Raw genomic sequence first — 25567 nt, forward strand, 5'->3', positions numbered from 1 at the left:
GGCCCCACCCGCTGCGACTAGCGAGCAAGCTCGCAAGTCTCGCTGCCCTCCCCTGAAGGGGAGGGCGTGGTTTGTTTATTACCCCCCCGGATTGTAAAAATCATACACCGCCTGCGCGACCCCCGCGCTCACGCCCGGCGCCTTTTTCAGATCCTCCAGGCTCGCGCCCCGGATCGCGCGCGCGGTGCCGAAGTGCATCAACAGCGCCTTCTTGCGCGCAGGGCCGATGCCCGGCACCTCGTCGAGCGGCGAGCTGCCCATGGCCTTCGCGCGCTTTTGCCGGTGCGCGCCGATCGCGAAACGATGCGCCTCGTCGCGCAGCCGCTGGATATAGAACAGTACCGCATCGTTCGTCGGCAGCGTGAATTCGCGCCCGTCGGGCAAGTAAAAGGTCTCGCGCCCGGCGTTGCGATCGGGGCCCTTCGCGACGCCGACAAAGGGCAGATCGTCGATACCCAGCTCGGCAAAGACCGCCGCGACCGCCGAAACCTGTCCCTTGCCGCCGTCGATCAGCACCAGGTCGGGCCATTCGCCCTGCGTGCGTTCGGGATCCTCTTCGATCGCGCGCGCGAAGCGGCGCTGGAACACCTCGCGCATCATCGCGAAATCGTCGCCGGGCTGCGTTTCGGCGCGCTTGATGTTGAACTTGCGATACGCGCCCTTGATCCAGCCCTCGGGGCCCGCGACCACCATCGCGCCCAGCGCATTGGTGCCCTGAATATGGCTGTTGTCGTATATTTCGATCCGCTGCGGCGGATCGTCGAGGTCGAACAAGTCTGCCAACTCGCGTCCCAGCTTTGCCTGGCTGCTGCTCTCGGCCAGCCGCCGGTCGAGCTCCTCGCCCGCATTGCGCACCGCCTGGTCGAGCAGCCGCTTGCGGTTGCCGCGCTGCGGCACGCTGATCTCGACCTTGCGCCCGGCGGTTTCGCCGAGCGCTTCCGCCAGCACCGTGCAATCGTCGGGCTCGCGGTCGACCAGGATCAGCTTCGGCGGCGGCACGCCTTCATAAAATTGCATCAGAAAGCTCGCCATCACCTCCGCCTCGGGGACGCCGGCAACATGCGCCGGGAAAAAGCTGCGATGTCCCCAATTCTGGCCGCCCCGGATGAAGAAGCCCGCGATACAGAGCTGCCCGCCCTTCGCCGCGAGCGCAAACACATCGGCGTCGCCCAGCCCGTCGGCGTGTACCGACTGGCTGCCCTGGATGAAGGTCAGCGCCTTCAACCGGTCGCGGAGCACCGCCGCCTGCTCATAATCCATCGCGTCGGCGGCCTTGGTCATCGCGTCGCCCAGCCGCTTCTGCACCGCGGTCGAGCGACCTTCGAGGAAGTCCTGCGCGTCGCTCACCAGCCCGGCATAATCCGCCTTGGAAATACGGTCGACACACGGCGCCGAGCAGCGGCGAATCTGGTAAAGCAGGCACGGGCGCGAGCGGTTGGCGAAGAAGCTGTCGGTACAACTTCGCAGCAGAAAGGTCTTCTGCAGTGCGTTGAGCGTCCGCCCGACCGACCCCGCGCTCGCGAAGGGGCCGTAATAGCGCCCCTTGGCGCGCCGCGCGCCGCGATGCTTCTGAACGCGCGGAAAGTCGTGATCGGTGCGCAGCAGGATGAAGGGAAAGCTTTTGTCGTCGCGCAGCAGCACATTATAGGGCGGGCGATACCGCTTGATCAGCTGCGCCTCGAGCAGCAGCGCCTCGGCCTCGCTCGTCGTCGTAACAATCTCCATCGCGCGCGTCTGCGACACCATGCGCTGCAACCGCTGCGGCAGGCGCGCGACTTGCGTATAATTGGCGACGCGGTTCTTGAGCGCGCGCGCCTTCCCCACATAAAGCACGTCGCCGCGCGCATCGAGCATCCGGTACACGCCGGGCCGCGCGGGCAATTTCCGCACCACCGCGCGGATCGCTTCGGCGCCGCGCTCGAGGTCGGGCTTGTCGCCATCCTCGTCCCCGCTGCCGCGCACGACATAGGTGGCCTTTTCCTCGTTGAATCGGTCGGGAGCGTTCGGGCGGGCCATGATTTCTCATGTAGGCGAAGGTGATACGACCCGCCATAGTGCGCGCGGTAAAACATGGGAGGGGTCTTATGGAGTTACGGGGGAAACTGGCGCTGGTCACGGGCGGCAGCGACGGCATCGGGCGCGAAATCGCGCTGCAATTGCAGGGGATCGGCGCCGAAGTGATCGTCAGCGGCCGGTCCGCGGACAAGCTGAACGCGATGGCGGCGCTGGGTTTCGGCACGATCGCGGGCGATCTGTCGACGCCGGCGGGGATCGACGCAGTGGTCGGGGGCGTGGCGGGCAAGCCGCTCGCGCTGCTCGTCAACAATGCCGGGGTCGGCAGCGCCTACGAGCTCGACGATCCCGCGGCGCTCGACAGCGCGGCGCACTGCATCCGCACTAATCTCGACGCGCCGATCGCGCTCTGCACCCGCCTGCTGCCCGTGCTGCGCGCGCAGCGCGAGGCGGCGATCGTCAACGTCACCTCGGGCCTGGCGATCGCGCCGCGCGCCGGCGGCCCCATCTATTGCGCGACCAAGGCCGCGCTGCGCAGCTATACGCAGGCGATCCGGCATCAGCTCAAAGACAGCAATGTCCGCGTGATCGAGGCGCTGCCGCCCGTCGTCGAAACCAGCATGACCGCCGGGCGCGCGGGCAAGAAGATGCGCGCGCACGACTGCGCCGCCGAAATCGTCCACGGCATCCGTACCGGAAAAAAAGAGGTCAATGTCGGGATGGTGAAGATGCTGCAACTGGTCCACAGCATCTCACCCGCGCTCGCCCGGCGGATCATGATCCGCTATTGACCGGCCGGGCCGGATTATCCGTGCCGAAGCCTGGTCTGGGGTGGGGAGCGGGCATCTTCAGGTCCGTCATCCCGGCGAAGGCCGGGATCTCACCGGTGCAGTAACCCGATAAGGCGAGGTCCCGGCGTTCGCCGGGATGACGATGCACGAAAGGTCCGCTTTCCATCCGCTGCCAGCCCGGGCGCTCCAGCCACGACACCGCACACCAAAACGCCCGCGGACATACCGCGGGCGCCCTGTTTCCGGTCATGTCACCGCGCGTCAGCCCTTGGCGACGCCCGCAATAGCCTGATCGACCAGCGCCTTGTCGGCGGCGGCGTCATGCTTGTCGGCGATCAGCTTCGCCGCCGCGTCGGTCGCCGCCTTCGCGGCTGCCGTGCGCACTTCGCTCAGCGCGTTGGCTTCGGCCGCGGCGATGCGTTCCTCGGCCATCTGCTTGCGGCGCGCGATCAATGCGGTCGCGTCGGCCTTTGCCTTGGCGATCAGCGCTTCAGCCTCGGCATCGGCGCGCGCGCGCATCTCATCGGCTTCCTTCGCGGCGTCGGCGAGCTTCGCCTCATATTCGGCCTTCAGCGATTCGGCGTCGAGCCGCAGCTGCTCGGCTTCGCTCAGCTGCTTCGAAATCTCCGCGATCCGCTTGTCGAGCATCGCGCCGATCGCGCCGGGCACGCCCTTCCAGACCAGGATGCCCAGAAAAACGAGCATCGCGATCGACACCCAGACGGTCGCATTCAGCCCAAACGCGGTGGGTTCGGTGGCCCCTTCGGCCAGTATCAGCGTCAAATCAGTCATTTAAGAACCGCCTTCACCGCCGCCTTGGCATCCGCCGCGGCAATTTTTACGCCCGACAGCTTGGCGACAAGTTCGCCCGCCGCCTCGGCGGCCACGGCTTCGATCTCGGCCATCGCCGAGCTGCGCGCCGCGGCGACGTCCGATTCGGCTGCCGACAATTTGGCCGCGAGTTCGGCGTCGACCTTGGCCAGACGCTTTTCGGCGTCTTTCGCGGCCTTGTCCTTGGCTTCGGCCACAGCTTTCTGCGCCGCGGCACGACTCGCCTCGCCCTGCTGGCGATAGCTTTCCTCCAGCGTATCGGCGGCGGCATGCGCCGCTTTAGCCGCCGCAAGATCGTCGGCAACCTTGCGGTCGCGCGCGTCCACCGTCGCTTCGATCTTGGGCAACATGCCGCGGCCGATCACGACATAAATGCCGGCGAATACGACCAGCAGCCAGAAAAGCTGCGAGGCAAGATACCAATTGTCAGCGGTAAGCTGGGCTATCTGGGGCATGAAAGGCGAACCTTGAAAACTTGAAAAACCTGCATGGCGTCGCCGGCTCCAAGCGAGCCGACGGCGCCATGATCGTCCGAAATCAGACGACGAAGAGCAGGATCATCGCAACGACGAACGCCAGCAGGCCGAGAAGTTCGGCAGCGGCGAAGCCGATGAACAGGCGGCCCTGCTGGCCGTCGGCAGCGGCCGGATTGCGCAGCGCGCTTTCGAGGAAGCTGCCGAACACATTACCCACGCCGATCGCGGCCATGCCGGCACCGATCGCGGCCAGGCCAGCACCGATCAGCTTTGCTGCTTCTGCGTCCATTATCGTAACTCCTTGGTGTAAACGTTTGTTATAAACGGGATTAGTGAAGGTTGACCGCGTCGTTGATATACAGCGAGGTCAACAGGGCGAAGACATAGGCCTGGATGCCGGCGACGAGCAGTTCGAGCGCGCTGATGCCGATCATCAGCGTGAAGCTGAGCACCGAAACGATCGAGCCGAGCCACAAGGTTTCGGCGTTGAAACCGTTGATGACAAAGCCCGACAGCACTTTCAGCAGCACGTGCCCCGCGGTCATCGCGACGAAGAGCCGCAGGCCGAGGCTGAACGGACGGACCATGAACGACACGAACTCGATCGGCGCGATGATCGGTATCATCGGCAGCGGCGTACCGTGCGGCACGAACAGCGAAAAGAAGTGGAGACCATGGCGCCAGAAACCGACAACGAGCACGATCGCGAAGCTGATCAGCGCGAGGACGCCGGTGATCGCGATATGGCTGGTGACGGTGAAGGGGTGGAGCCCCAGCACGCCCAGCGGCAACATGCCGAGCAGGTTGCAGAAAAGGATGAACATGAAGAGCGAGAAGACATAGGGCGTATATTTGCGGCCTTCGGTGCCGATATTTGCCATCATCATGCTCGAAATGAAGCCCGTGAAGCCTTCGACCGCGGCCTGCCAGCGGCCGGGAACGAGCTGGCGACGCATTCCGCCCCACATGAACAGGCCGAGCGCGATTGCGGCGACCACCATCCACAGCGCGCTGTTGGTGAACAGCACTTCCTGCCCGCCGAGGTTGAAACCGCCGCCCAGCGGCGTCACCTCAAACTGGTGCATCGGGTCGATCTTGCCGGATTCCGCCGCCACTCTTCACTCCACACGCAATGCGGGGCGGCACACCCGGCCGTCCCGCCAACAATGTCCTTTGCGCCCCGCTATTTGCGCGGCGTTGTTGTCAAGCGAATGATGTTCCGGAACGCCACGACGATGCCCATGAACAACATGCCCAACAGCCCCCAGGGTTCGGTGCCTGCGAACCGATCGATCAGCCAGCCGAACAGGCCGCCGCCGATCAATCCGCCCAGCAACTCCGCCAATACCCGGTTGCCGAGCCGGTAATTGGCATCGGATTCCGGTCCGGCGTTTGCTGCGGTCCGCCTTGCCTCTGCGGCTTCGGCCCGGTCCAATCGCTCTTCGAGCGAGACCAGGCGCGAATCCTCCGAGCCAAGTTCCGGATCGCTGCCCTTGCCCGTCATTCTCTCGCCATCCTCCTGAAACGAAACCGGAAAATCCCGATTCCGCCTGCAAAAAAAGGCCCGAAAATTCGGGGTACCCCTAAGGCGCGGCCCGTTTAGGAACGCCGCCCGATTAAGTCAATGCTTCGCTTGTGCACACGAAAATGCCGCCGCGTTTAGGGGCGCGGCGGCATCTGAAGGGCCCCGCGGGGCCCCCGTTATGCGTAAATGCGTTACGGACAGCGCGCGTCGCGTTCGGGCGGGCTTGCGTCGCGCGTCTTCCACGCGCCGCCGGGGGTCAGATATTTCTCACCCGGCTTGGTGCTCGCAATCAGGTTGCATCCGCTGGTGAAGGCGAATTGCTCGACGGTGCTCCCCGTCGCCTGCGCACGCTCGGTATAAGCGGCCTTGCGCTTGATATTGATGTCCTGCACCAGCGCGCGGATCGCCGGCGTCGGCGCGGTGGCGAAGCCCAGATAGCCGTCGGGCTGCTCGCCGATCTGTCCCGCGGCGCGCGCGGCGGCATAAGCGGGATCGCGCTGCGCCATCGCCGACGGCACGGCCAGCGCCACGGCTGCGGTCGCGGCGACGGCCGCAAGCGCCAATCCGGTTGTTTTTCCTGTATTCCAACGCATCATATTCATCCCTGTCATCAGAATATCTCGCTATTCTGCTCGATGAGCTTCTTGGCATCGCCATCCAGCCTGTACACCACTTCCTGCCGGATGTTGATGTTCAGGTTGATTTCGATCGGCTTGTCCGGCGTTTCGATCTGGACGCAGCCCATCATGGCCGACATCGCAATCGTTACCGCCAGACAGCGGCTCGTTATGGCCAGCCTCCTTGCTCCGGTCTTGGTCATATTCATTGCACAGGCTCGCTTGCTGGGGGCTGAACGGGAGGAGCGGCGCCGCGCGCGGCCGCTTCGGCTTCTTCCTGCGCGCGCATCAGCGCCGGCAGATTCTGTTCGATGAGCAGCGACGGATCGTAAAACCCCTTCGCCGAGGTCAGCAGTTGGCGGAAGGGCGCCGTGATCTTGACGTTGAAAACGAGCGGCAGCCGCGCGACCTGGCGAGTCAAGAAATTGCGCGTCGCGCCTTCGCCCTGCCCCACGCCGCCAAAGCGGATGTCCGTCACCATTTCGCCGTCGAGATCCCCGTTGAGCACGATCGTCAGATCGTCATATTTCAGGCTGCGCAGCGCGCCAAAGGCAAAATTGGCGATCGCGCCAAGGTTGCGGTTCGTGAGTTCGCCGACATAGGCGAGCGTACCGCCGCCTTCGCGTGCGTCGATGCGTCCGCCCTCGATCCGCCCGCCCAGCCCGTCGAACACGACCGGAAGCGTGCCGTCGAACTTGCCCGTCGCATTGATATTGTCGAATCCGAAGCTCTGCAAAAATACCGCGGCATCGACGCCCACCACGTCGAAGGTCATCCGCCGCGGCTGGTCGGCGGCGAAGTTGAGCGTCGCCGGATGCAGCAAAAGCTCGCCGCCCGCAAAAGGCCAGCGTCCGCCTTCGATCCGCACGCGATTGTCGCCGAGCAGCCGATATTCGATCTCGCCGTCGCGCACCGGGATGCCGGGGTTGACCTCCTTGATCCGCGCAATCTGTCCCGGCACCGAGCGCAGGCCGATCAGATCGTCGAAGCTGAGCGTGGCGGTCAGGCCCGTTACCGGACCGAAAGCCGCGGCAAGGTCGGTTCCCGCGGTCGCAAAGGTGCCGCGGCTGGTCACGCCCGCCGCATCCCACTCGATCCGGCCGTCACCGACGACCGATCCCTGCACATTGGCAACGACGCCCTTCGCGAGATAGGTCAGCTGGTCGGGTTGGAACGCCTCGTCGAAACGTAGCTCCTCCACATTCAGGTCGGCGGCGCCGCTGCCGTCGGCAAAGCGGTGGCGAATGACCGTATCGAGGATTTTTGTGCCCGTCGCGCGCTCGGCAAAACCCGCCGTCGCCTCGATCGCGCCATCGGCAAAGCGCAGCACGGCATCGCGGCTGACGAGCGGGTAGAAGCGCGCATCGGGCGCCGCGCTGTCGGTCAGCCTCAGGCCGCCTTCCAGTGTCAGCGCGCCATCGGCCCAGCGCCACCCGCCGGCGATCTCGCTCATGTCGAGCGGGACCGCGCCGATTTTCGCCGCCGCGCCGGCCAGTTCGCCCGCCATGCCCCGCCCCGCCGTGTGGCCGGAAACGCTCTCGGCGCTGAAACGGGTGACGCTCTCGCCCTCGCCCAGCCGGAAATCCGCCGCCGACAGCGTCCAGCGCCGCGTCGCGAGGTCGATGGTCGCCGGCCCGCTCGCGATACGCAGCGGCGATTCGCCGCTCGTTCCGGCAAGGGCGATGCGCGGCACGCGGATCGTGCCACGCAGTCCGCCCGGTCCGGCGCTGAGCAGTGGCGCCCCTGCGCGGCTGCACAGGTCGATCGCGCTCCGTGCCAGGCGAAAGCCACCGGCTTCGATCCGTTCGGCGCCGACGCGGTGGCATCCGCCATTGAGCGCGAACGCGCCGGTCGGAGCCAGCGTCCCCGCCAGCGGCACGCGCAACCGCTCGATACGCCCGTCCCCCAGCGGCCCCGACAACAGCGTGGTCGTTGCAAAGCGCAGCGTTCCGCCAGCACCGCCCGCAAAACGCACCGGATCGATCGCCAGACGACTGCCCCGCGCTTCATAAACGGCAAAGCGCGCTTCGCCGCGCAGGCTGCCGTCGGCGCGGCGATCGAGTTCAATCGTCGCCGCGGGCAGGTCGCCGCCGCCCAGGCTCCATTCACCCGTGGCCAGCAACGCGGGTCGTTCGGCACCGTAAAGATAGCCGATGCGGCTGTCCGCGCTGCCGGTGAACCGCGCACCGCTGGCGCTTATGAGCCGCGGCGCGATCAGGTCGACGCGCGCCAGGGACCCTTCGCCCACCAGCTCGAAACCCGCGCGCCCGCTTGCGCTCGCCAGCGCGCGGCCGATCGCCGCCGCCGCTTTCGTCGCGAGCGGGCCGATGGGCGTGCCGTCCAGACCACGCGCGCTTTCGACGATCGTGCGCCGCGCTGCAGCACTCGCGCTGGCATTTGCGAACTCGACCGATCCTTCGAGGCGCGGCGCAGCGCTCCCGACACTCCCCTTTGCGTCGAGTCGCACCGTTCCAGCGGCAAAAGCGGGCCCGCGCAGCCGCGCCATGTCCGCGGCAATGTCGAGCTTCGTCTGCACCGCGCTGCCGTCGAAACGTGCGCGCACGCCCAGCCGGTCGGCGCGAAGCGATGCGGCGACCAGCGAAGCAATGCTGGCGTCGGCACTGCCCCGCCACTGCTGCAAATCTTCCGACAGTGACACGTCAATCGCGACCGCGGGCGACGAAGCCCGCACCGTGCCCTCGGCGCAGCTCAGCGCCTGCCCGCGCAGCGGCCCGGCCAGCGCGGGGCGCACATCGCGCACGCGCACATCGCCGTAAAAACTGACCCCGCGCACGCTGCACCCCGCCGCCGCCAGCAGCGGCGCGACGAGCGCTAGCTTGCCCGCAAAATTGTCGCGAAGATTGCCCGCCCCGTTCAGCGCGGCGCCGACATCGCCCCACGGCGTTTCGACGCGTGCGCGCGCATCGCGCAGCATCACCGACAGGTCGGGCAAGGCAAAGGGATCTTTGCTGTCGGGATCGCGGAACCGGTCGAGCGCGCCGAAGGACAAGCGGCCGTCCACGAACCGCCCGTAAAGGCGCACGCCTTCGGCGCGGATTTCCGACACATAGGGGCCGGTCAGGCCATAGCCGAGCAGCACTTCGACATTCGCGGCGGTGAGGTCGGGGCGCGCCGGATCGCCGATGACGATGTTCGACAGTCTTTCGCTGCGAAAGCCGATGGAATCGATACGATATTGCGCCGGCACCCCGCGGCTTTCGAGCTGGCCGCGGATGAATTCGTCGGCGATCGGTTCGCGCGCCAGCCACGTCCCCGCCGCCAGCGCGGCCACCGCGCCGGCCGTCATCCAGCGCTTTTTGAACAGCAGTTTCCGGGGGCGCCCGCGCCGTCGCGGTGCTTCTTCCGCCGCGGTCATGCCACAACCCCGGACCCCACCGCCGCGGGCTCATAAAGAAGAGCGTCGATTGCCGTCATGGCGTGCGAAATATCGTCCCTCGGCCCCATCCTGCGCAGGATAGCAACGCTGGAAATCGCGTTTCGCTCCAGCAAATTGGTCCGCTTCGCCATCTTGCCGTCCTATTGCCGTTGAGTGCGCCGAACAAGGCGGTTATTCCCGGCGCGATGGGGGACAGCGAGACACCGGATCACCTTGGGCACCGCGCGCGGCTGCGCAGCCGCCTGCTGGGCGATGCGGAAGGCCTCGCAGACTATGAACTCGTCGAATATCTGCTCGCGCTCGCGGTTCCGCGGCGTGACACCAAGCCGCTCGCCAAAAAGCTGCTGCACGAATTCGGCTCGCTCGCGCAACTCGTCAGCGCCGATCCCGAATCGCTCCGCCGCGTCGACGGCCTTGGCGATACCGGCATCGCGGCGCTGAAAATCGTCCATGCGGCCAGCCTTCGCCTGCTGAAAGGCGAATTTCGCGACAAGCCGCTGCTTTCCAGCTGGGATGCGCTGCTCGATTGGCTGCGCGCCGACATGGGGCCGATCGACGTCGAGCGGGTGCGCATCCTCTATCTCAATTCGCGCAACATGCTGATCCGCGACGAACTGGCTAGCGAGGGGTCGATCGACCAATCGGCCATCTATGTCCGCGAAGTGATCAAGCGTGCGCTCGAACTCGGCGCCTCGGCGATCATCATCGTCCACAACCATCCAAGCGGCAGCCCCGAACCGAGCCGGCAGGATATTCGCGTCACGCGCGAAATTGCCGAGGCCGGCGCGCGGCTGGGCATTGTGCTCCACGATCATATCATCATCGCAGGGTCCGACCATCGCAGCTTCCGGTCTCTCGGGCTGCTCTGACCGCCGCGGCGTTTGACTAAACCGGCGGCGCACGACATCATCGCGCGATGAAGATTCGGCAGCGCCCTCTTCGTTTGCACTCCCACGCGGGTCAGCTTCTCGCGGGCATCTAGCCCCGGGTTCCGGCGCAGTGCGTCCTGGGCCCGGGGCGCCTCTCTCGACCGACGTTTCCTGGCGGCGCATCGCTGCGACCGCCATCCAGCCTGTCACGAAAGCCCGAACCATGACGACCCCTCGCGCGGCGAAGAGCCCGCCCATCCAGATGATCGACCGCGAAGCCGACCGGCTGACCGAACTGGCGCTCAGCAAGGAAGACGATCTGCCGCAGGTGTGCGGCCTGCTGCTGCGCGAGATCAATCGCGCGACCATCCGCACCGCCCCGCGTTTTCCCTCCGACATCGTGACGATGCAATCGCGCGTCACGTTCGCCGACGCCGCGACCGGCGCCGAGCGGACGGTCGAACTCGTCTATCCGGGCGACGCCGACATTTCCGCCGGCCGGATCTCCATCCTGACTCCGGTGGGCGCGGGGCTGATCGGCCTGCGCGAAGGCCAGTCGATCCTGTGGCCCGACCGCGACGGCCACGAACGCAAATTGACGATTCTCAAGGTCGAAAGGGCGGTGGACCGCGCCGCGTGACTGTGAAACGCGCACCAAAACAGCCGCCGGAACATTCCGGCGGCTGCTCGGTCATACCGTGGCGCGAAGGCGATCAGTTGCCGCGCGACAGAAAGGCGGTGAGTTCTGCCTTGCTCACGCCGCCCGACTTGTCGGCGTCGGCGGCAACATAGGCCTGCCCGATCCACGCCTGCACTTCGGCCGATTCGGGATCGGCGGCCGGATCGGTGGCGGCGCGCAGCTTTTTCATCCAGGCACCGAATTCGGGCTCGCTTAGTTCGCCGCTGCCATCGCCGTCATAGGTCGGAAATTCCTGATCGACGATCTGCGCGATCTGGGCGGGAGTGGCCGCGGTTCCCGACGGCGCAGGTTCGCTCGCCGCGGGCGGAACCGACGCATCGGGAACCGGGGCGGGCGCGGGGGCGGGGCTGGTCGAATCGGGCAGCGGCGCCGGCGTCGCCGGTTCGGTCGTCGTCGGGGGATTGGTCGGGTCGCCCGCGGGCGGGGTGGTCTGCGCAATCGCCGGAATACTCGCGGCGGCAGCGCCAATCAAAAGCATCTGTTTCAACATCGTCATTCTCCTGAAGAAGTCGGTTACCGGGGTTCCGCTTCGGTCGGCTCGTCGGGGTTCGCGGGTTCGTCGGTCGGCGGGTGGGGTTCGGCCGGCGGCGTCTCGTCAGGCGTCGGTTCGCCACGTGCCGGTTCGTCCGTGGGTGTAATGGTCTCGTCGCCGGGCGCGCTCTCTTCGACCGGCTCTTCGTCCGCAGGTGCAGGCTGGGTCGTCGGTGCCTCGTCTTCGACCGGGGGCGTCTCCCGCGCAAACGCTGGGGCGGCGATCGCGACGGCTCCGATCAAAAGCATATGTTTCAGCACGTTCATTCTCCTCTGGCGGCGACGTTGACCGATTTGCGACCCGTCGCCTTGATGATGGGCAAGGAAGCAACCCGTCCGGTTTCGGTCGGTTGCGGCGTCGCGGCATTTGGCGAAACGCCCCGTCCCTGCTAGGGGGCGCCCCGTCGTGATTCCGTCGGGAAACTGCGACAAGGCGCCCAAAAAGGAAGGAAACTCAATGGTTCCGCGTTATGCACGGCCGGAAATGACGGCGATCTGGTCGGCCGAGAATCGCTTTTCCATCTGGTTCGAGATCGAGGCGCACGCGACCGACGCGCTCGCCGAGCTTGGCACGGTGCCCAAATCGGCCGCCAAGGCGCTCTGGGAGTGGTGGGCGACCAAGCCCGCGATCGACGTCGCCGCGATCGACGCGATCGAGGCTGTCACCAAGCACGACGTCATCGCCTTCCTCACCTGGGTCGCCGAAAATGTCGGCGAAGAAGCGCGCTTCATGCACCAGGGCATGACCAGTTCCGATGTGCTCGACACCTGCCTCGCCGTGCAGCTTGCGCAGGCCGCCGACATTCTGCTCGCCGACCTCGATGCGCTGCTGGACGCGATCAAGCGCCGCGCGTTCGAGCACAAGCTCACCCCGACGATCGGCCGCAGCCATGGGATCCATGCCGAACCCGTCACCTTCGGGCTCAAGATGGCCGAGGCCTATGCCGAATTTTCGCGCTGCAAGGCGCGGCTTCAGGCGGCGCGTGCCGAGGTCGCGACCTGCGCGATTTCGGGCGCGGTGGGCACCTTCGCCAATATCGACCCGCGCGTCGAAGCGCATGTCGCGGCCAAGCTCGGCCTCGCGATCGAGCCCGTTTCGACGCAGGTGATCCCCCGCGACCGCCACGCGATGTTCTTTGCGACGCTCGGCGTGATCGCCTCGTCGATCGAGCGGCTCGCGGTCGAGGTCCGCCACCTTCAGCGCACCGAAGTGCTGGAGGCCGAGGAATATTTCTCCCCCGGACAAAAGGGCTCGTCGGCGATGCCGCACAAGCGCAACCCCGTGCTCACCGAAAACCTCACCGGTCTCGCGCGCATGGTGCGCAGCGCCGCGATCCCGGCGATGGAGAATGTCGCGCTGTGGCACGAACGCGACATCAGCCATTCGTCGGTCGAACGCTTCATCGGCCCCGACGCCACGATCACGCTCGACTTCGCGCTCGCGCGGCTTACCGGCGTCATCGACAAATTGCTCGTCTATCCCGAACGGATGCAAAAAAATCTCGACCGAATGGGCGGGCTCGTCCATTCGCAGCGCGTGCTGCTCGCGCTGACGCAGGCCGACGCCAGCCGCGAGGACAGCTATGCGCTGGTTCAGCGCAACGCGATGAAGGTGTGGGAATCGGACGGCCAGCTGTCGCTGCTCGAACTGCTGAAAGCCGATGCCGACGTCACCGCGCGGCTGTCCGCGGACCAGCTGACCGCGCTGTTCGATCTCGATTATCATATGAAGCATATCGACACGATCTTCGACCGGGTATTCGGCTGAACGCACGACCCGCCCAGCCCATTCGGTCATCCCGGCGAAGGCCGGGATTTCGCCGTTGCGCTTCGCTACGCCGTTGAGATCCCGGCCTTCGCCGGGATGACGATGATCGGGACAATGGCGTCCGGGCTGGAATCGCGCCGCAATCTGTCATAGTGTCCAGGCCGGACCGGCAGAGGGAGCAAGGCAAGGTGGGCATGGTGCGAACGATCATCTGGGTGATACTGACCGCGGTGCTGGTCATCTTTGCGATGGCGAACTGGCAGGTCGTCACCGTCACCATCTGGCCGGGTTGGGAAGCCGAGACCAAGCTGCCCGTCGTCATCCTCGCCGCCTTCCTGATCGGCGCGCTGCCGATGTGGATCGCGCTGCGCACGACGCGCTGGTCGCTGAAGCGCCGCCTCGACGCGAGCGAACGGCAGGCGGCAGACCTGCGCGCGCTCGCGCATCGCCCGGTCGAGCCTGCGCCGGCAGCCGCGCCGGTCAATGACATCCCCCCTGCCCCCACCGACCTCTTCTCCCCGGACAAGCCATGACCTCGCCCCTCTACCTCGCCATCGACACCCCGCATCTCGACGCCGCGCTCACCCTTGCTCAAAAGGTTCGGCACCATATCGGCGGCCTCAAGCTCGGCCTCGAATTTTTCTGCGCCAACGGGCATCATGGCGTGCACGAGATGGCAAAGCTCGGCCTGCCGATCTTCCTCGACCTGAAGCTCCACGACATTCCGAACACGGTGGCAAAGGCGATCCAGGCGCTCCGACCGCTCGAACCCGCGATCCTGACCGTCCACGCCGCGGGCGGCCGCGCGATGCTGGAAGAGGCCAAGGCCGTGGCGGGCAAGGATACCAAGGTCGTCGCCGTCACCGTGCTCACCAGCCTCGATGCCCCCGACTTGGGCGACATCGGCGTTGCGGGCACCCCGCACGACCAGGTCGTCCGCCTCGCCGCGCTCGCGCGCGAATCGGGGCTCGACGGCATCGTCTGTTCGGGGCAGGAGGTGAAATCGGCGCGCAAGGCGTGGCCTGGCGGCTTTTTCGTCGTCCCCGGCGTCCGTCCGGCGAACGGCCGGACCGGCGACCAGAAACGCATCGTCACGCCCGCACAGGCGATGACCGACGGCGCCTCGATCCTCGTCGTCGGCCGCCCGATCAGCCAGTCGCAGGACCCCGACCTCGCCGCACGCGAAATCGAAGCGACGCTGTAAAGCTCCCATCCGTCATCCCGGCGAAGGCCGGGATCTCGCCCTCAGGTCATTATCGCGCCGGCGAGGTCCCGGCCTTCGCCGGGATGACGACAGGAAGACACCATGCCCCCATTCGTCAAAATCTGCGGCCTTTCCACGCCCGAAGGCGTCGATGCCGCCATCCGCCACGGCGCCACCCACATCGGCCTTGTCCATTACGAGCCGAGCCCGCGCCACGTCGACCTCAAAACCGCGGCGGAGCTTCGCAAGCGCGCGGGATCGCACGTCAAGGTCGCGCTGTTGCTCGTCAACGCCTCGCAGCAACTGACCGGCGACGCGCTCGGCATGGTGCGCCCCGACATCGTTCAGTTTCACGGCAGCGAGACGCCCGAATGGCTCGCGGTCGTCAAGCGGCTCGCGCCCGCCGAAATCTGGAAGGCCATCGGGCTCAAGGATGCCGAAACCCTCACCCGGATGCAGAAATATCGCGGGATCGCCGACCGCATCCTGTTTGATGCTCCCGCCGCTGCGCTCCCCGGCGGCACGGGAACGCGCTTCGACTGGTCGCTCCTTAAAAATCACCGGCATACAATGGATTGGGGCATCGCGGGCGGGCTGACCCCTGCCAATGTCGCGCAGGCGATTGCCGAAACGGGCGCGCCGCTCGTCGATGTCTCGTCGGGCGTCGAAAGCGCCCCCGGCGTCAAGGATGTGGACAAGGTCGCCGCTTTCCTTAAAGCGGCGGGACGATGACGACGCTGCACCCCCTCGTCCTGCGCATCGGGATACGATGGCGCTGATCGCTTGAGACCTGTCTTCAAGTGAACGCCGACCCGTAACCGATGGATATAGTGATGACCGACGCCCCCACCCTACCGAACAGCCTCCGTTCCGGCCCCGACGAGCGCGGCCATTTCGGCGATTTCGGCGGCCGCTATGTCGCCGAAACGCTGATGCCGCTGATCCTCGATCTCGAACGCCATTATCGCGCGGCGCAGGCCGACCCCGCGTTCAAGGCCGAGTTCGATTACCTGCTCAAAAACTATGTCGGCCGTCCGAGCCCGCTGTGGTTCGCGCAGCGGCTGACCGAGCACTTGGGCGGCGCGAAAATCCACCTCAAACGCGAGGATCTGAACCACACCGGCGCGCACAAGATCAACAATTGCATCGGCCAGATCCTGCTCGCGAAGCGGATGGGCAAGACGCGCATCATCGCCGAAACCGGCGCGGGGCAGCACGGCGTCGCGACCGCGACCGTCGCGGCGCTCTTCGGTCTGCCGTGCACCATCTTCATGGGCGCGGTCGACGTCGCGCGGCAACAGCCCAATGTGTTCCGCATGAAGCTGCTCGGCGCCGAAGTCGTCGCGGTCGAGAGCGGTGCCAAGACGCTGAAGGACGCGATGAACGAGGCGCTGCGCCACTGGGTCGCGAACGTCCACGACACCTTTTACATCATCGGCACGGTGGCGGGCCCGCACCCCTATCCCGAACTCGTCCGCGACTTCCAGTCGGTGATCGGCGACGAGGCACGCGCGCAGATCCTCGAAGCCGAAGGCCGCCTGCCCGACATGCTGATCGCCCCGGTCGGCGGTGGATCGAACGCGATCGGGCTGTTCCACCCGTTCCTCGACGACGACGGCGTCGAGATCGTCGGCGTCGAAGCGGCGGGCGAAGGCTTGGACGGCAAGCACGCCGCGAGCCTCGCGGGCGGGCGCCCGGGCATCCTCCACGGCAACAAGACCTATTTGCTGCAGGATGAGGACGGCCAGATCACCGAGGCGCACAGCATCTCTGCGGGTCTCGACTATCCGGGCATCGGGCCGGAACATAGCTGGCTCCACGACATCGGCCGCGTTCGCTACGAGCCCGTCACCGATGAAGAGGCCCTCGCCAGCTTCCAGAAGCTGACAAAACTCGAAGGCATCATCCCGGCGCTCGAAAGCGCACATGCTATCGCCGCCGCCGAACGCATCGCGCCGACGCTCGGCAAGGACAAGATCATCATCGTCAACTGCTCGGGCCGGGGGGACAAGGATATCTTTACCGTGGCCGATGCGCTGGGGGTGAAGCTCTAATGAAATCTCGGCATACTCTAGCGGTCATCGTCATTCCGGACTTGATCCGGAATCCATTGGTCCACAGTTGCGTGAATGGATCCCGGATCAAGTCCGGGATGACGAAGCGGGGAAGCGTAGTCGGCAACGCGCACGAGGAGGCTATATGACCCGCTTCGCCGCCACCTTCGCCAAACCACACCCCGCGCTCGTCGCCTTCATAACGGGCGGCGACGGTGACACTGCCGCGAACCTCGACGCGCTCGTCGCGGGGGGCGCCGACGTGATCGAGCTTGGCATGCCCTTCACCGATCCGATGGCCGATGGCCCCGCGATCCAGGCCGCGAACCTGCGCAGCCTCGCCAAGGGCACGACCACCGCCGACTTGTTCGCCATCGCCGCCGCGTTTCGCCAGCGTCACCCCGATACGCCGCTCGTCCTGATGGGCTATGCCAACCCCATGACGATCCGCGGCGCCGACTGGTTCGCCGCCGAATGCGCGAAAGCGGGCGTCGATGGCGTGATCTGCGTCGACATCCCGGCAGAGGAAGACCCCGAACTCGGCCCCGCGCTCCGCGCCGCCGGCGTCGACCTCATTCGCCTCGCCACGCCGACCACCGACGCCGCGCGTCTGCCCGATGTACTGAACGGCGCGGGCGGTTTCCTTTATTATGTTTCGGTCGCCGGGATCACCGGGCTGCAACAGGCCGCTCAGGCGAGCATCGAGGACGCCGTCGCGCGCCTCAAATCCGCGACCGACCTGCCCGTCGCGGTCGGCTTCGGCGTCCGCACCCCCGAACAGGCCGCGGCCATCGCGCGCGTCGCCGATGGCGTCGTCGTCGGATCGGCCTTTATCGACATCATCGCCGAACATGGCGACGCCGCGGCGCCGCATGTCGAGGCTTTCACCCGCACCCTCGCCGATGCTATCCACGGCGCAAAGGAGATCGCCGCATGAGCTGGCTCGACCGCGTTCGCAACGCCCTGCCTTTCGGGGCCAAGCGCGACACCGCCGACAATCTTTGGCACAAATGCCGCCAGTGCCAGCAGATGGTCTTCGTCAAGGAATGGGAAGACAATCTCAACGTCTGCCCGCGCTGCGACCATCATGATCGTATCGGCGCCAAGGAACGCTTCGCACAGCTCTTCGACGGCGGCCTCCACGAGCTGATCGCCGCCCCCGCGGCGCCCGAGGATCCGCTGAAGTTCCGCGACACCAAGAAATATGTCGACCGCATCAAGGCGGCGCGCGCGCAGACCGGCGACCGCGACGCCTATCAGAATGCCTTTGGCCGCATTTCGGGCCAGGGCGCGGTGATCGGCGTGCAGGATTTCGCCTTCATGGGCGGGTCGATGGGTGTCGCCGTCGGCGAAGCCTTTGTCGCGGGGGTCGAGGCCGCGATCAAGCGCGGCGTCCCCTATATCGCGATCACCGCCGCGGGCGGCGCGCGGATGCAGGAAGGCACGCTGTCGCTGATGCAGATGCCGCGCGCAACGGTGGCGCTCGCGCGCCTGCGCCGCGCCGGCCTGCCCTATATCGTGCTGCTCACCGATCCCACGACCGGCGGCGTCACCGCGAGCTATGCGATGCTCGGCGACATCCAGATCAGCGAGCCCAAGGCGCTGATCGGCTTTGCGGGCCAGCGCGTGATCGAGAATACGATCCGCGAAAAGCTGCCCGAAGGGTTCCAGCGCGCCGAATATCTGCTCGACCATGGGATGATCGACATGGTCGTGCATCGCAAGGAGCTGCCCGCCACGCTCGGCCGCCTGATCGGCTATCTGGCGCCCGAAAAGGCGGCCTGATCCTATCGCCCCTCCCCTTCAGGGGAGGGGCAGCGAGACTTGCCAGCTTGCTGGCTAGTCGCAGCGGGGTGGGCTTTGCGACGCTACCCCCACCCCAACACAGTGGCAGGTCGATCATGCCCCCGGCATGATCCAAACTGTCCGGGGGACAGTTTACCTGCCACTCCTGAAGGGGAGGGGCTTGCGAAAGCCCGCAAGAATGCCCGACCACGCCCGCTCAGCCGACCCCGCCGTTCAGGCCCAGCTCGATCGCCTCGCCGCGCTGTCGCCGGGGCGCGACATTCTGGGCCTCGAGCGCATCGCCGAACTGTGCCGCCGCCTTGGCGATCCGCAGCATCACCTGCCGCCCGTCCTCCACGTCGCGGGGACCAACGGCAAGGGATCGACCTGCGCCTTCCTCCGCGCCGCGATCGAGGCACAGGGGCTCTCCGCCCATGTCTATTCGAGCCCGCATCTCGTCCGCTTCAACGAACGCATCCGTCTTGCCGGAACCCTGATCGACGACGCACTGCTCGCCGCGCTGCTCGCCGAGGTGCTCGACGTCGCCGACGGCCTTCAAGCCAGCTTTTTCGAGGTCACGACCGCCGCCGCCTTCCTCGCCTTTGCGCGCACGCCTGCCGACGCCTGTATCGTCGAGGTCGGGCTTGGCGGACGGCTCGACGCGACCAATATCATCGCGGCCCCCACGGTGTGCGGCATCGCGTCGCTCGGCATCGACCATGAAGCCTTTCTGCTCGCGCCCGAGGCCGACGTGCCCGCGCTGCCCCACGACCGCATCGCCTTTGAAAAGGCCGGGATCGCCAAGGCGCGCGCGCCGCTGGTGACGCAGGCCTATCCCGCGTCGATGCGCACGGTGATCGCCGCGCGCGCCGCCGCCGTGGGCGCGCGCCTTGTCGATCGCGGCTCCGCGTGGGACGCGCATGTCACCGACGGCCGCCTCCGCTATCGCGACGCGCGCGGTACGCTCGACCTGCCGCCGCCCGCCATTGCGGGCATGCACCAGGCCGACAATGCCGCGCTCGCGGTCGCGATGCTGCGCCATCAGGACGCGATCGCGATCGACGACGCCGCGCTCGCCGCCGCGACGGCGCGCGCGCACTGGCCTGCGCGGATGCAGCGGCTTGGCGCCGGGCCGCTCACCCGCCTGGTGTCGCCGGGAACCGCCGTCTGGCTCGATGGCGGGCATAACCCCGACGCGGGCGTCGCGCTCGCAAAGGCGCTGGAGACTATGGCACCGCTGCACATCGTCTGCGGCCTGCTCGCGAACAAGGATGCGATGGGTTTCCTCCGCCCTATCGCCAGCCGCATCGCCTCGTTCCGCGCTGTGCCGATCCTCGGCCACGAGCATCACCATCCCGCCGCTCTCTGCCAGCAGGTTCGCGAAACGCTGGGTATCGCCGAAGCGCACCCGTGTAGCGACGTACCCGCCGCGCTGCGCCAACTGGGCAGCACGCCGGGCGACATCCTCATCTGCGGCTCGCTCTATCTCGCCGGCGAGGTCCTCGCCGCGAACGGCGAGCTACCGGACTAGGTTCGCACTGGCGCAGGCCGATCTTCCTCAGGGTGCGCGAGCTCGTGCCCGTCGTCCTCCGTGCTCGGTTGCCGGACGGTCTGAACCACGAATCCCTTGCGCCAAAGCATCCAAAGCAACAGCATTCCGGGCGCCGCGATCACCACGGTCACGATCCAGAAACCGACCCACCCCAGTCCCTCGGCAATATAGCCTCCCGGCGTTGCCAGCCAGGTGCGTCCCACGGCAGCAAAGGACGACAGCAATGCGAACTGCGTCGCCGTATAGGCGAGGCTGGAAAGCCCAGACAAATAGGTGACAAAAACGGTCAAGCCGATCCCGCTCGTGAAATTTTCGGCCCCGACCGCGACCGCGAGCATCAGCGGCGAATGGCCGACCGCTGCCAGCACGGCGAAAAGGAAATTGCTGAACATCATCAGCAATCCGGATACGAGCAACGCCCGCCCCATACCGAGCCACGCGATGAAGGGCGCCCCGCATGCCGAACCGACGATCAGTGCAACAAAACCGACGCCCTTGTTGATCGCGACGAACTCGGTATCGGTGAAGCCCAGTTCGACGATCATCGGATTGAGCATCCCCTGCCCCATGGCATCGCCGACCTTGTAGACAAGCACGAACAGCAGGATCAGCACAGCGCCATTACGGCCCAGAAATTCGCGGAACGGATTGACGACCGTGTCTTTCAGCCACGCCCCGAAGCCGCCAGCCAGAGCGTTGGCGCGAGCGGGATCGAAGCGCCCCGACCCGGCGTAAAGCGCGCCGAGGAAGGCCGGGAGCACAGCCAGTCCGGTAAAACCGTACGCGGTTGCCCATCCAAGATTAAACCCCTCGGGCGACGCCAGCGCGATGGTGCCGACACCGGCGATCAGGTTGCCGGTGCGATAGCCGAACTGGTTCATCGCGGTCCCATGCGGCAATTCGGCGTCGGTAAGGATTTCGATGCGGTATGCGTCGATGACGATGTCCTGTGTCGCCGACAGAAAAGCGACGGCGATCGCCCAGAAGGCAAAGGGCGCCAGATTGTCGTTCGTCGGATTGCTGGTGCCGAGGTTCCAGATCGCAATCACGAGCAGCGCCTGAATGAAAAACAGCCAGCCGCGCCGCTGTCCGAACGCTTTGGTCAGGAAAGGCAGCGGCAATCGGTCGACCAGCGGCGCCCACAGGAATTTCAGCGTATAAGGGGTGGTCAGGCCGATCGCGAAACCGATGGTCGATTTCTCGATCCCCACTTTCGAAAGCCAGAAGGTCATCGTGCCGAGCAGCAGAGTAAGCGGAAAGCCGCTGGAGATGCCGAGCAGGAACGCCACAATGGGCATCGGCTTGCGATAGGGCGCGAAGCTCGGCACCACGAACGCAAGCCCGATCACCAGCGCAATCACACCGATCAGCACCGCTGTATCCAGCCCGAGTTGCATTTGATGTCCTTTCCCCGCCCGCAGCGCTATCCCTCAGGGCCTAAAGCCTCTTCTCCAAATTGGAAGCGGGTAAATGACCGGCGCGCCGGTCCGCCGGGGCTCAGGCCGCGGCGGGGCGCCAATAGGTTGTCAGGCCCGCAACCTTGCGCGGTGCCTGATTCTTGCAGATCATCGTCTCCAGCGCCTTCAGCGCCGCGACGAGCGCGCCCGCGCTATGCGGTTTGCCGAGGCAAGCCATGGCGATCTCGCTTGCGTCGTCGGGGCACTGGCCGGTGACGAGCAGCACTGCGATCCCGCGGTCGCGCGCCAGCCGCGCCACCTCGCGGCCCGTCATATGCCCCGCAAGGCCCAGGTCGAGCACCAGCGCGTCGACCTGCTCGGCCGCCATGATCGCGACCGCGGCTTCGCCCGAATCGACCGTCGCGACGACATCGTAACCGCCATGTTTCAGAATATGCTCGTTGTCGAACGCCGTCAGCGGGTCATCCTCGATGACCAGCAGCCGCTTGATGCAGGAGGGACGCGACGCAAAAAGCATGAAATCTCCCTTTCGATGCGCCATGACTCGCTCTGGCGCGCGGCGCAATATCGCTTCTGCTTGCCATCGACGAAGCGACACTTTTCCGGCTATGAGCGTGACCACAACGCCACAGTCTTTTCCCGCATAACGACAAGAAAGCCGCATCCGTTCCGATGACGCCCCCCCGCCGCCCCCGCTCGACACCCCGCACGCCCGTTCGCGACGCTCCGAAGGGCCGCCGCGCCGCGCGCGCCGCCGCGCCGCCGCGCAAACTCCCCGCCGAACCCGAGCGCGAGGACGGGCCGCAGCGCATCGCCAAGCTGCTCGCGCGCGCCGGGGTCGGCTCGCGCCGCGACGTCGAACGGATGATCGAGGAAGGGCGCATCGCGCTCAACGGCGAAATCGTCGCCCAACCCGCGCCGCTCCTCGCGTCACTCGACGGGCTGACCGTCGACGGCAATCCGGTCGCCAAGCCCGTTTCGACACGCCTCTATCGCTTTCACAAGCCCGCGGGCTGCCTCACCGCGGCGCGCGATCCAAAAGGGCGCAAGACGATCTATGACATATTGCCCAAGGGATTGCCGCGGCTGATGCCCGTCGGCCGCCTCGACTATAATACCGAAGGGTTGCTGCTCCTCACCAACGACGGCGAATTCAAGCGCCAGCTTGAGCTGCCTGCGAGCGGGGTCGAGCGCACCTATCGGGCGCGCGCCTTTGGCGACATCAGCCAGACGCAGCTCGAGGAACTGGTGCTGGGGATCGAGATCGACGGCATCCGTTACGGCAAGATAGACGCCAACCTCGAACGCCGCACCGGGCGCAACCAGTGGATCGAGATGACGCTGACCGAGGGCAAGAATCGCGAGGTGCGCCGCGTGCTCGAACATCTGGGGCTTCAGGTCAGCCGCCTCATTCGCACGCGCTATGGCGAATTTACCGTCGCCGGGCTCGACATGGGCGCGGTCGAGGTTGTTCCGCGCGACGAATTGTTCAAGTTCCGGCGGCAACTGGACAAATGAGGGTCATCGCCGGCGAATGGCGCGGCCGCAAGCTGCTCGCGCCCAAAAACGACGCCACCCGCCCGACCGCCGACCGCACGCGCGAGACGCTCTTCTCGATGCTCGCGAGCCGCCTTGGCAGCTTCGAGGGGCTGTATGTCGCCGACCTCTTCGCCGGATCTGGCGCGCTGGGGATCGAGGCTTTGTCGCGCGGCGCCGAGCAATGCCTGTTCGCCGAACAGGACCAGGGCGCGCTCGACACGCTGCGCAAGAATCTCGGCGCGCTCGGCGCCACCCCCCGCGCCGACGTCCGCGCCGGATCGGTGCTCGCGCTCGGCCCTGCGCGCCGAACCTATGACCTGCTGCTCTTCGATGCGCCCTATGCCACCGGCGCGGGTAGCGTCGCGCTCGACAAGCTCGCCCGCCTCGGCTGGGTTGCCCCCGACAGCTGGATTTCGATCGAAACCGGCGAGCGCGAAACGGTCGAGGTTGCGGGCTTTGAAATCGACGCCGAACGGCGCGTCGGCAAGGCGAAGCTGACGTTGCTCAGGCCGGCGTAGCGGTCCGTCGCACCATCAAGAGACCCAGCCAGCTGACGATCCCGGCAAGCGCCAGATAATAACCGACGGTTTCGGTCCCGCCCCGATCGGCAAGCGCTTGGGCAACGATCGGCGCCATCGCGCCGCCCAATATGCCGCCGGCGTTGAACGCAACCGACGCCCCGGTATACCGCACGCGGACCGGAAACAGCCCGGTCAACCAGCTTCCAAGCGGGCCATAGACCAGCCCCATCACGAAAAGCGCCGCTGCCAGCCCGATAAAGATCAGCGCCCAGCTCTCCGACGCCAGCGACGGCCCGAAAAGAATCCCGATCAGCATCGTCGCACCGCACCCCCAGGTCAGCACGCGCTGCGCGCTCGACGCGTCGCTCCAATATCCCGCGGCGATGATCCCGATGGCCATGAACAGGATCGCGCCGAGCTGGATCAGCAGGAATTGCTCCTTCGGATGCCCCAGAGCCGTCGTTCCATGCGCAAGCGCGAAACTGGTCGCGAGGTAGAAGATCGCGAAGCAGGCGACGACGGCAAAGGTGCCCGCAAGCGTCGCAACCAGATGATGCCGGAACAATTCGCCCAGCGGCACGGCCACGGGCGCCTCCTTTTCGAGCGCATCGGCGAAATCGGGCGTCTCGCCGATCTTCAGCCGTACCCATAGCCCGAGACCCACCAGGATCGCCGATAACAGGAATGGAATTCGCCAGCCCCAGGCGGCGAAATCACTGTCGCTGAGCCCCAGGCCCAGCAACAGGAACAGCCCGTTCGCGGCAATGAAGCCCACCGGCGCCCCGAGCTGCGGAAACATGCCGAACCGCGATTTCCAGCCGGGCGGCGCATTTTCGACCGCGAGCAGCGCCGCCCCACCCCATTCGCCACCGAGACCGAAACCCTGTCCAAAGCGCAGGATGCACAGCAGCAGCGGCGCGGGCCAGCCGACCATCGCATAGGTCGGCAGGAATGCGATGAGCAGGGTCGACGCTCCCATCAGCATCAGCGACGCAACCAGCGTCGATTTGCGCCCGATCCGGTCGCCATAATGGCCAAAGACGATCGCCCCGACGGGCCGCGCAAAGAAAGCGAGCCCGAAGGTCATAAAGCTGTACATCAGCTGGGCCGATGCCGAACTTTCGGGAAAGAAAAGCGGTCCGAACACCAGCGCCGCCGCGGTGCCATAGATGTAGAAATCATAAAATTCGACCGCGGTGCCGACGAGGCTCGCGGTCAGGATACGCCGGTGTCGTCGATAGGGTGCCAGATCCACAGGTGATGCCCCTCCCCTTCCATGTCGCGACGCTTTGCGCGCGCGTCCTGCGCGGCGCAAGTGCAATACGAAGGTCAGCCGCCGCCGGCAGCAAGCTGCGCACGCAAACGCAGCAATGCGCGCTCGGGGACAGGCGCCAGCGATGCCGCGGGCTTGCCCTTGCGCAACCGTTCGCGATCCTTCTCCGACGGCTCGACACGGCGAACGCGTACCGGCGCATGGCCTTGCGCCTTGATGCCAAGCTGTTCGGCCGCACCGCGCGACAGGTCGATGAGGCGCCCGCGCGCGAACGGACCACGATCGTTGACGCGAACGATGATCCGCCGCCCGCTATCGAGCGACGTGACCTCAACATAGGTCGGAAGCGGCAGGGTCGTGTGCGCCGCGCTTATCCAGCCGGGCCGGAATTTTTCGCCATTGGCGGTGCGGCTGCCCGATTCGTTCCCATACCAGCTCGCATAGCCGAGTGCGTCATAGGTGGGGACTGCGGCGGGCACATAGGTCACGCCGCGGATCGTATAGGCGGGACCGATGCGAACCGGCGCGTCGGCTACGGGCCGATATTGGCCTCCGGCACAGGCGGAAAGGGCCAGAAGGGCGAAGGCCGTTCCGGCCAGTTGCATTATCGGGCGTAACGGCATGGGCCGATCGTAAAGGTCTGCAACGGGGAGATAAAGTCCACAAGTGCGGCTATTTTTTGGGGGACGGAGGTTGACGCGCC

28 protein-coding genes are annotated in these 25567 nt (G+C 66.3%); 13 read left to right on the forward strand and 15 right to left on the reverse strand.

Going from position 1 to position 25567, the window contains the following annotated elements:
• Positions 1-78: 78 nt before the first annotated feature.
• Positions 79-2016: an excinuclease ABC subunit UvrC gene (gene uvrC / locus RIA72_RS09815; protein ID WP_350032002.1), complete on the reverse strand. Its 1938-nt coding sequence runs from the start codon at positions 2014-2016 to the stop codon at positions 79-81.
• 68 nt (positions 2017-2084) lie between these two features.
• Between uvrC and RIA72_RS09820 the strand changes: the two genes are divergently transcribed.
• Positions 2085-2804 (forward strand): SDR family oxidoreductase, encoded by a 720-nt coding sequence (locus tag RIA72_RS09820; protein WP_350032003.1) that lies wholly within the window; start codon positions 2085-2087, stop codon positions 2802-2804.
• A 261-nt stretch (positions 2805-3065) separates the two neighbouring features.
• Here RIA72_RS09820 and RIA72_RS09825 read toward each other — a convergent pair whose 3' ends face one another.
• The 8 genes from RIA72_RS09825 to RIA72_RS09860 all read right to left on the reverse strand — a co-directional run bounded on the left by RIA72_RS09825 (position 3066) and on the right by RIA72_RS09860 (position 9629).
• Positions 3066-3596, reverse strand: coding sequence for a F0F1 ATP synthase subunit B family protein (locus RIA72_RS09825; RefSeq protein ID WP_350032004.1), 531 nt, complete (start codon positions 3594-3596; stop codon positions 3066-3068).
• Positions 3593-4090 (reverse strand): F0F1 ATP synthase subunit B family protein, encoded by a 498-nt coding sequence (locus RIA72_RS09830; protein ID WP_350032005.1) that lies wholly within the window; start codon positions 4088-4090, stop codon positions 3593-3595. The genes RIA72_RS09825 and RIA72_RS09830 overlap by 4 nt, the downstream gene beginning before the upstream one ends.
• Positions 4091-4172: 82 nt before the next feature.
• On the reverse strand, positions 4173-4400 hold the full coding sequence (locus RIA72_RS09835) for a F0F1 ATP synthase subunit C (protein ID WP_003044110.1): 228 nt from the start codon (positions 4398-4400) through the stop codon (positions 4173-4175).
• Positions 4401-4440: 40 nt separating this feature from the next.
• Positions 4441-5226: a F0F1 ATP synthase subunit A gene (locus RIA72_RS09840; RefSeq protein WP_338425584.1), complete on the reverse strand. Its 786-nt coding sequence runs from the start codon at positions 5224-5226 to the stop codon at positions 4441-4443.
• A gap of 68 nt (positions 5227-5294) precedes the next feature.
• Positions 5295-5615, reverse strand: a complete 321-nt coding sequence (locus RIA72_RS09845) for an AtpZ/AtpI family protein (RefSeq protein WP_350032006.1) — start codon at positions 5613-5615, stop codon at positions 5295-5297.
• 212 nt (positions 5616-5827) lie between these two features.
• Positions 5828-6232, reverse strand: a complete 405-nt coding sequence (locus tag RIA72_RS09850; RefSeq protein WP_350032007.1) for a YdbL family probable chaperone protein — start codon at positions 6230-6232, stop codon at positions 5828-5830.
• Positions 6233-6246: 14 nt separating this feature from the next.
• Positions 6247-6462 carry a YnbE family lipoprotein gene (locus RIA72_RS09855; RefSeq protein WP_350032008.1) on the reverse strand — a complete coding sequence of 72 codons (216 nt, stop codon included), beginning with the start codon at positions 6460-6462 and terminating at the stop codon, positions 6247-6249.
• Positions 6459-9629, reverse strand: coding sequence for an intermembrane phospholipid transport YdbH family protein (locus RIA72_RS09860; RefSeq protein WP_350032009.1), 3171 nt, complete (start codon positions 9627-9629; stop codon positions 6459-6461). Before RIA72_RS09860 ends, RIA72_RS09855 begins: the two co-directional genes overlap by 4 nt.
• Positions 9630-9835: 206 nt before the next feature.
• On the opposite strand from RIA72_RS09860, the gene radC reads away from it, so the two are divergent.
• The gene (gene radC / locus RIA72_RS09865; RefSeq protein WP_350032097.1) at positions 9836-10519 is read left to right on the forward strand and encodes a RadC family protein; all 684 of its coding nucleotides are present in this window, start codon (positions 9836-9838) and stop codon (positions 10517-10519) included.
• A gap of 223 nt (positions 10520-10742) precedes the next feature.
• The gene (gene rnk, locus RIA72_RS09870; protein ID WP_350032010.1) at positions 10743-11159 is read left to right on the forward strand and encodes a nucleoside diphosphate kinase regulator; all 417 of its coding nucleotides are present in this window, start codon (positions 10743-10745) and stop codon (positions 11157-11159) included.
• Between the two features lie 73 nt (positions 11160-11232).
• Here rnk and RIA72_RS09875 read toward each other — a convergent pair whose 3' ends face one another.
• Together RIA72_RS09875 and RIA72_RS09880 are read right to left on the reverse strand one after the other, a co-directional pair.
• On the reverse strand, positions 11233-11709 hold the full coding sequence (locus RIA72_RS09875) for an EF-hand domain-containing protein (protein ID WP_350032011.1): 477 nt from the start codon (positions 11707-11709) through the stop codon (positions 11233-11235).
• A gap of 23 nt (positions 11710-11732) precedes the next feature.
• Positions 11733-12017, reverse strand: coding sequence for a hypothetical protein (locus RIA72_RS09880; RefSeq protein WP_350032012.1), 285 nt, complete (start codon positions 12015-12017; stop codon positions 11733-11735).
• A gap of 190 nt (positions 12018-12207) precedes the next feature.
• On the opposite strand from RIA72_RS09880, the gene purB reads away from it, so the two are divergent.
• The 8 genes from purB to RIA72_RS09920 all read left to right on the forward strand — a co-directional run bounded on the left by purB (position 12208) and on the right by RIA72_RS09920 (position 20092).
• A complete protein-coding gene (gene purB, locus RIA72_RS09885) occupies positions 12208-13518 on the forward strand; it encodes an adenylosuccinate lyase (RefSeq protein WP_350032013.1) in 1311 nt (436 codons plus the stop codon).
• Between the two features lie 194 nt (positions 13519-13712).
• A complete protein-coding gene (locus tag RIA72_RS09890) occupies positions 13713-14051 on the forward strand; it encodes a lipopolysaccharide assembly protein LapA domain-containing protein (protein WP_350032014.1) in 339 nt (112 codons plus the stop codon).
• The gene (gene pyrF / locus RIA72_RS09895) at positions 14048-14722 is read left to right on the forward strand and encodes an orotidine-5'-phosphate decarboxylase (protein WP_350032015.1); all 675 of its coding nucleotides are present in this window, start codon (positions 14048-14050) and stop codon (positions 14720-14722) included. The genes RIA72_RS09890 and pyrF overlap by 4 nt, the downstream gene beginning before the upstream one ends.
• A gap of 102 nt (positions 14723-14824) precedes the next feature.
• Positions 14825-15454, forward strand: a complete 630-nt coding sequence (locus tag RIA72_RS09900) for a phosphoribosylanthranilate isomerase (RefSeq protein ID WP_350032016.1) — start codon at positions 14825-14827, stop codon at positions 15452-15454.
• A 101-nt stretch (positions 15455-15555) separates the two neighbouring features.
• Positions 15556-16776, forward strand: a complete 1221-nt coding sequence (gene trpB / locus RIA72_RS09905; RefSeq protein WP_350032017.1) for a tryptophan synthase subunit beta — start codon at positions 15556-15558, stop codon at positions 16774-16776.
• Positions 16777-16921: 145 nt separating this feature from the next.
• Positions 16922-17713, forward strand: coding sequence for a tryptophan synthase subunit alpha (trpA, locus tag RIA72_RS09910; RefSeq protein WP_350032018.1), 792 nt, complete (start codon positions 16922-16924; stop codon positions 17711-17713).
• A complete protein-coding gene (gene accD / locus RIA72_RS09915; protein WP_350032019.1) occupies positions 17710-18561 on the forward strand; it encodes an acetyl-CoA carboxylase, carboxyltransferase subunit beta in 852 nt (283 codons plus the stop codon). The genes trpA and accD overlap by 4 nt, the downstream gene beginning before the upstream one ends.
• A 199-nt stretch (positions 18562-18760) precedes the next feature.
• Positions 18761-20092 (forward strand): bifunctional folylpolyglutamate synthase/dihydrofolate synthase, encoded by a 1332-nt coding sequence (locus tag RIA72_RS09920; RefSeq protein ID WP_350032020.1) that lies wholly within the window; start codon positions 18761-18763, stop codon positions 20090-20092.
• Here RIA72_RS09920 and RIA72_RS09925 read toward each other — a convergent pair.
• Both RIA72_RS09925 and RIA72_RS09930 read right to left on the reverse strand, forming a co-directional pair.
• Positions 20089-21510, reverse strand: coding sequence for an AmpG family muropeptide MFS transporter (locus RIA72_RS09925; protein ID WP_350032021.1), 1422 nt, complete (start codon positions 21508-21510; stop codon positions 20089-20091). The two genes, RIA72_RS09920 and RIA72_RS09925, sit on opposite strands and share 4 nt — an antisense overlap.
• 100 nt (positions 21511-21610) lie before the next feature.
• Positions 21611-22048 (reverse strand): response regulator transcription factor, encoded by a 438-nt coding sequence (locus RIA72_RS09930; protein WP_350032022.1) that lies wholly within the window; start codon positions 22046-22048, stop codon positions 21611-21613.
• A 155-nt stretch (positions 22049-22203) separates the two neighbouring features.
• Between RIA72_RS09930 and RIA72_RS09935 the strand changes: the two genes are divergently transcribed.
• Together RIA72_RS09935 and rsmD are read left to right on the forward strand one after the other, a co-directional pair.
• Complete coding sequence (locus RIA72_RS09935) at positions 22204-23049, forward strand: pseudouridine synthase (RefSeq protein ID WP_350032023.1); 846 nt, start codon at positions 22204-22206, stop codon at positions 23047-23049.
• Positions 23046-23588 (forward strand): 16S rRNA (guanine(966)-N(2))-methyltransferase RsmD, encoded by a 543-nt coding sequence (gene rsmD / locus RIA72_RS09940; RefSeq protein WP_350032024.1) that lies wholly within the window; start codon positions 23046-23048, stop codon positions 23586-23588. The genes RIA72_RS09935 and rsmD overlap by 4 nt, the downstream gene beginning before the upstream one ends.
• Here rsmD and RIA72_RS09945 read toward each other — a convergent pair.
• Together RIA72_RS09945 and RIA72_RS09950 are read right to left on the reverse strand one after the other, a co-directional pair.
• Positions 23575-24840 carry an MFS transporter gene (locus RIA72_RS09945; RefSeq protein WP_350032098.1) on the reverse strand — a complete coding sequence of 422 codons (1266 nt, stop codon included), beginning with the start codon at positions 24838-24840 and terminating at the stop codon, positions 23575-23577. The two genes, rsmD and RIA72_RS09945, sit on opposite strands and share 14 nt — an antisense overlap.
• An 80-nt stretch (positions 24841-24920) precedes the next feature.
• The gene (locus RIA72_RS09950; protein WP_350032025.1) at positions 24921-25469 is read right to left on the reverse strand and encodes a septal ring lytic transglycosylase RlpA family protein; all 549 of its coding nucleotides are present in this window, start codon (positions 25467-25469) and stop codon (positions 24921-24923) included.
• Between the last annotated feature and the right edge of the window lie 98 nt (positions 25470-25567).

It is taken from the genome of Sphingopyxis sp. (assembly GCF_040216815.1).
Lineage (GTDB): Bacteria > Pseudomonadota > Alphaproteobacteria > Sphingomonadales > Sphingomonadaceae > Sphingopyxis.

Bases quoted from the DNA above. Each gene is read 5' to 3' on its own strand.
- pyrF (WP_350032015.1), top strand. From the start codon at position 14,048: ATGACCTCGCCCCTCTACCTCGCCATCGACACCCCGCATCTCGACGCC.
- trpB (WP_350032017.1), top strand. From the start codon at position 15,556: ATGACCGACGCCCCCACCCTACCGAACAGCCTCCGTTCCGGCCCCGAC.
- RIA72_RS09850 (WP_350032007.1), bottom strand. From the start codon at position 6,232: ATGATGCGTTGGAATACAGGAAAAACAACCGGATTGGCGCTTGCGGCC.
- RIA72_RS09845 (WP_350032006.1), bottom strand. From the start codon at position 5,615: ATGACGGGCAAGGGCAGCGATCCGGAACTTGGCTCGGAGGATTCGCGC.
- purB (WP_350032013.1), top strand. From the start codon at position 12,208: ATGGTTCCGCGTTATGCACGGCCGGAAATGACGGCGATCTGGTCGGCC.
- rsmD (WP_350032024.1), top strand. From the start codon at position 23,046: ATGAGGGTCATCGCCGGCGAATGGCGCGGCCGCAAGCTGCTCGCGCCC.
- RIA72_RS09855 (WP_350032008.1), bottom strand. From the start codon at position 6,462: ATGAATATGACCAAGACCGGAGCAAGGAGGCTGGCCATAACGAGCCGC.
- RIA72_RS09950 (WP_350032025.1), bottom strand. From the start codon at position 25,469: ATGCAACTGGCCGGAACGGCCTTCGCCCTTCTGGCCCTTTCCGCCTGT.
- RIA72_RS09935 (WP_350032023.1), top strand. From the start codon at position 22,204: ATGACGCCCCCCCGCCGCCCCCGCTCGACACCCCGCACGCCCGTTCGC.
- rnk (WP_350032010.1), top strand. From the start codon at position 10,743: ATGACGACCCCTCGCGCGGCGAAGAGCCCGCCCATCCAGATGATCGAC.
- RIA72_RS09820 (WP_350032003.1), top strand. From the start codon at position 2,085: ATGGAGTTACGGGGGAAACTGGCGCTGGTCACGGGCGGCAGCGACGGC.
- radC (WP_350032097.1), top strand. From the start codon at position 9,836: ATGGGGGACAGCGAGACACCGGATCACCTTGGGCACCGCGCGCGGCTG.
- RIA72_RS09835 (WP_003044110.1), bottom strand. From the start codon at position 4,400: ATGGACGCAGAAGCAGCAAAGCTGATCGGTGCTGGCCTGGCCGCGATC.
- RIA72_RS09860 (WP_350032009.1), bottom strand. From the start codon at position 9,629: ATGACCGCGGCGGAAGAAGCACCGCGACGGCGCGGGCGCCCCCGGAAA.
- RIA72_RS09875 (WP_350032011.1), bottom strand. From the start codon at position 11,709: ATGTTGAAACAGATGCTTTTGATTGGCGCTGCCGCCGCGAGTATTCCG.
- trpA (WP_350032018.1), top strand. From the start codon at position 16,922: ATGACCCGCTTCGCCGCCACCTTCGCCAAACCACACCCCGCGCTCGTC.
- RIA72_RS09825 (WP_350032004.1), bottom strand. From the start codon at position 3,596: ATGACTGATTTGACGCTGATACTGGCCGAAGGGGCCACCGAACCCACC.
- accD (WP_350032019.1), top strand. From the start codon at position 17,710: ATGAGCTGGCTCGACCGCGTTCGCAACGCCCTGCCTTTCGGGGCCAAG.
- RIA72_RS09880 (WP_350032012.1), bottom strand. From the start codon at position 12,017: ATGAACGTGCTGAAACATATGCTTTTGATCGGAGCCGTCGCGATCGCC.
- RIA72_RS09930 (WP_350032022.1), bottom strand. From the start codon at position 22,048: ATGCTTTTTGCGTCGCGTCCCTCCTGCATCAAGCGGCTGCTGGTCATC.
- uvrC (WP_350032002.1), bottom strand. From the start codon at position 2,016: ATGGCCCGCCCGAACGCTCCCGACCGATTCAACGAGGAAAAGGCCACC.
- RIA72_RS09830 (WP_350032005.1), bottom strand. From the start codon at position 4,090: ATGCCCCAGATAGCCCAGCTTACCGCTGACAATTGGTATCTTGCCTCG.
- RIA72_RS09890 (WP_350032014.1), top strand. From the start codon at position 13,713: ATGGTGCGAACGATCATCTGGGTGATACTGACCGCGGTGCTGGTCATC.
- RIA72_RS09925 (WP_350032021.1), bottom strand. From the start codon at position 21,510: ATGCAACTCGGGCTGGATACAGCGGTGCTGATCGGTGTGATTGCGCTG.
- RIA72_RS09900 (WP_350032016.1), top strand. From the start codon at position 14,825: ATGCCCCCATTCGTCAAAATCTGCGGCCTTTCCACGCCCGAAGGCGTC.
- RIA72_RS09920 (WP_350032020.1), top strand. From the start codon at position 18,761: ATGCCCGACCACGCCCGCTCAGCCGACCCCGCCGTTCAGGCCCAGCTC.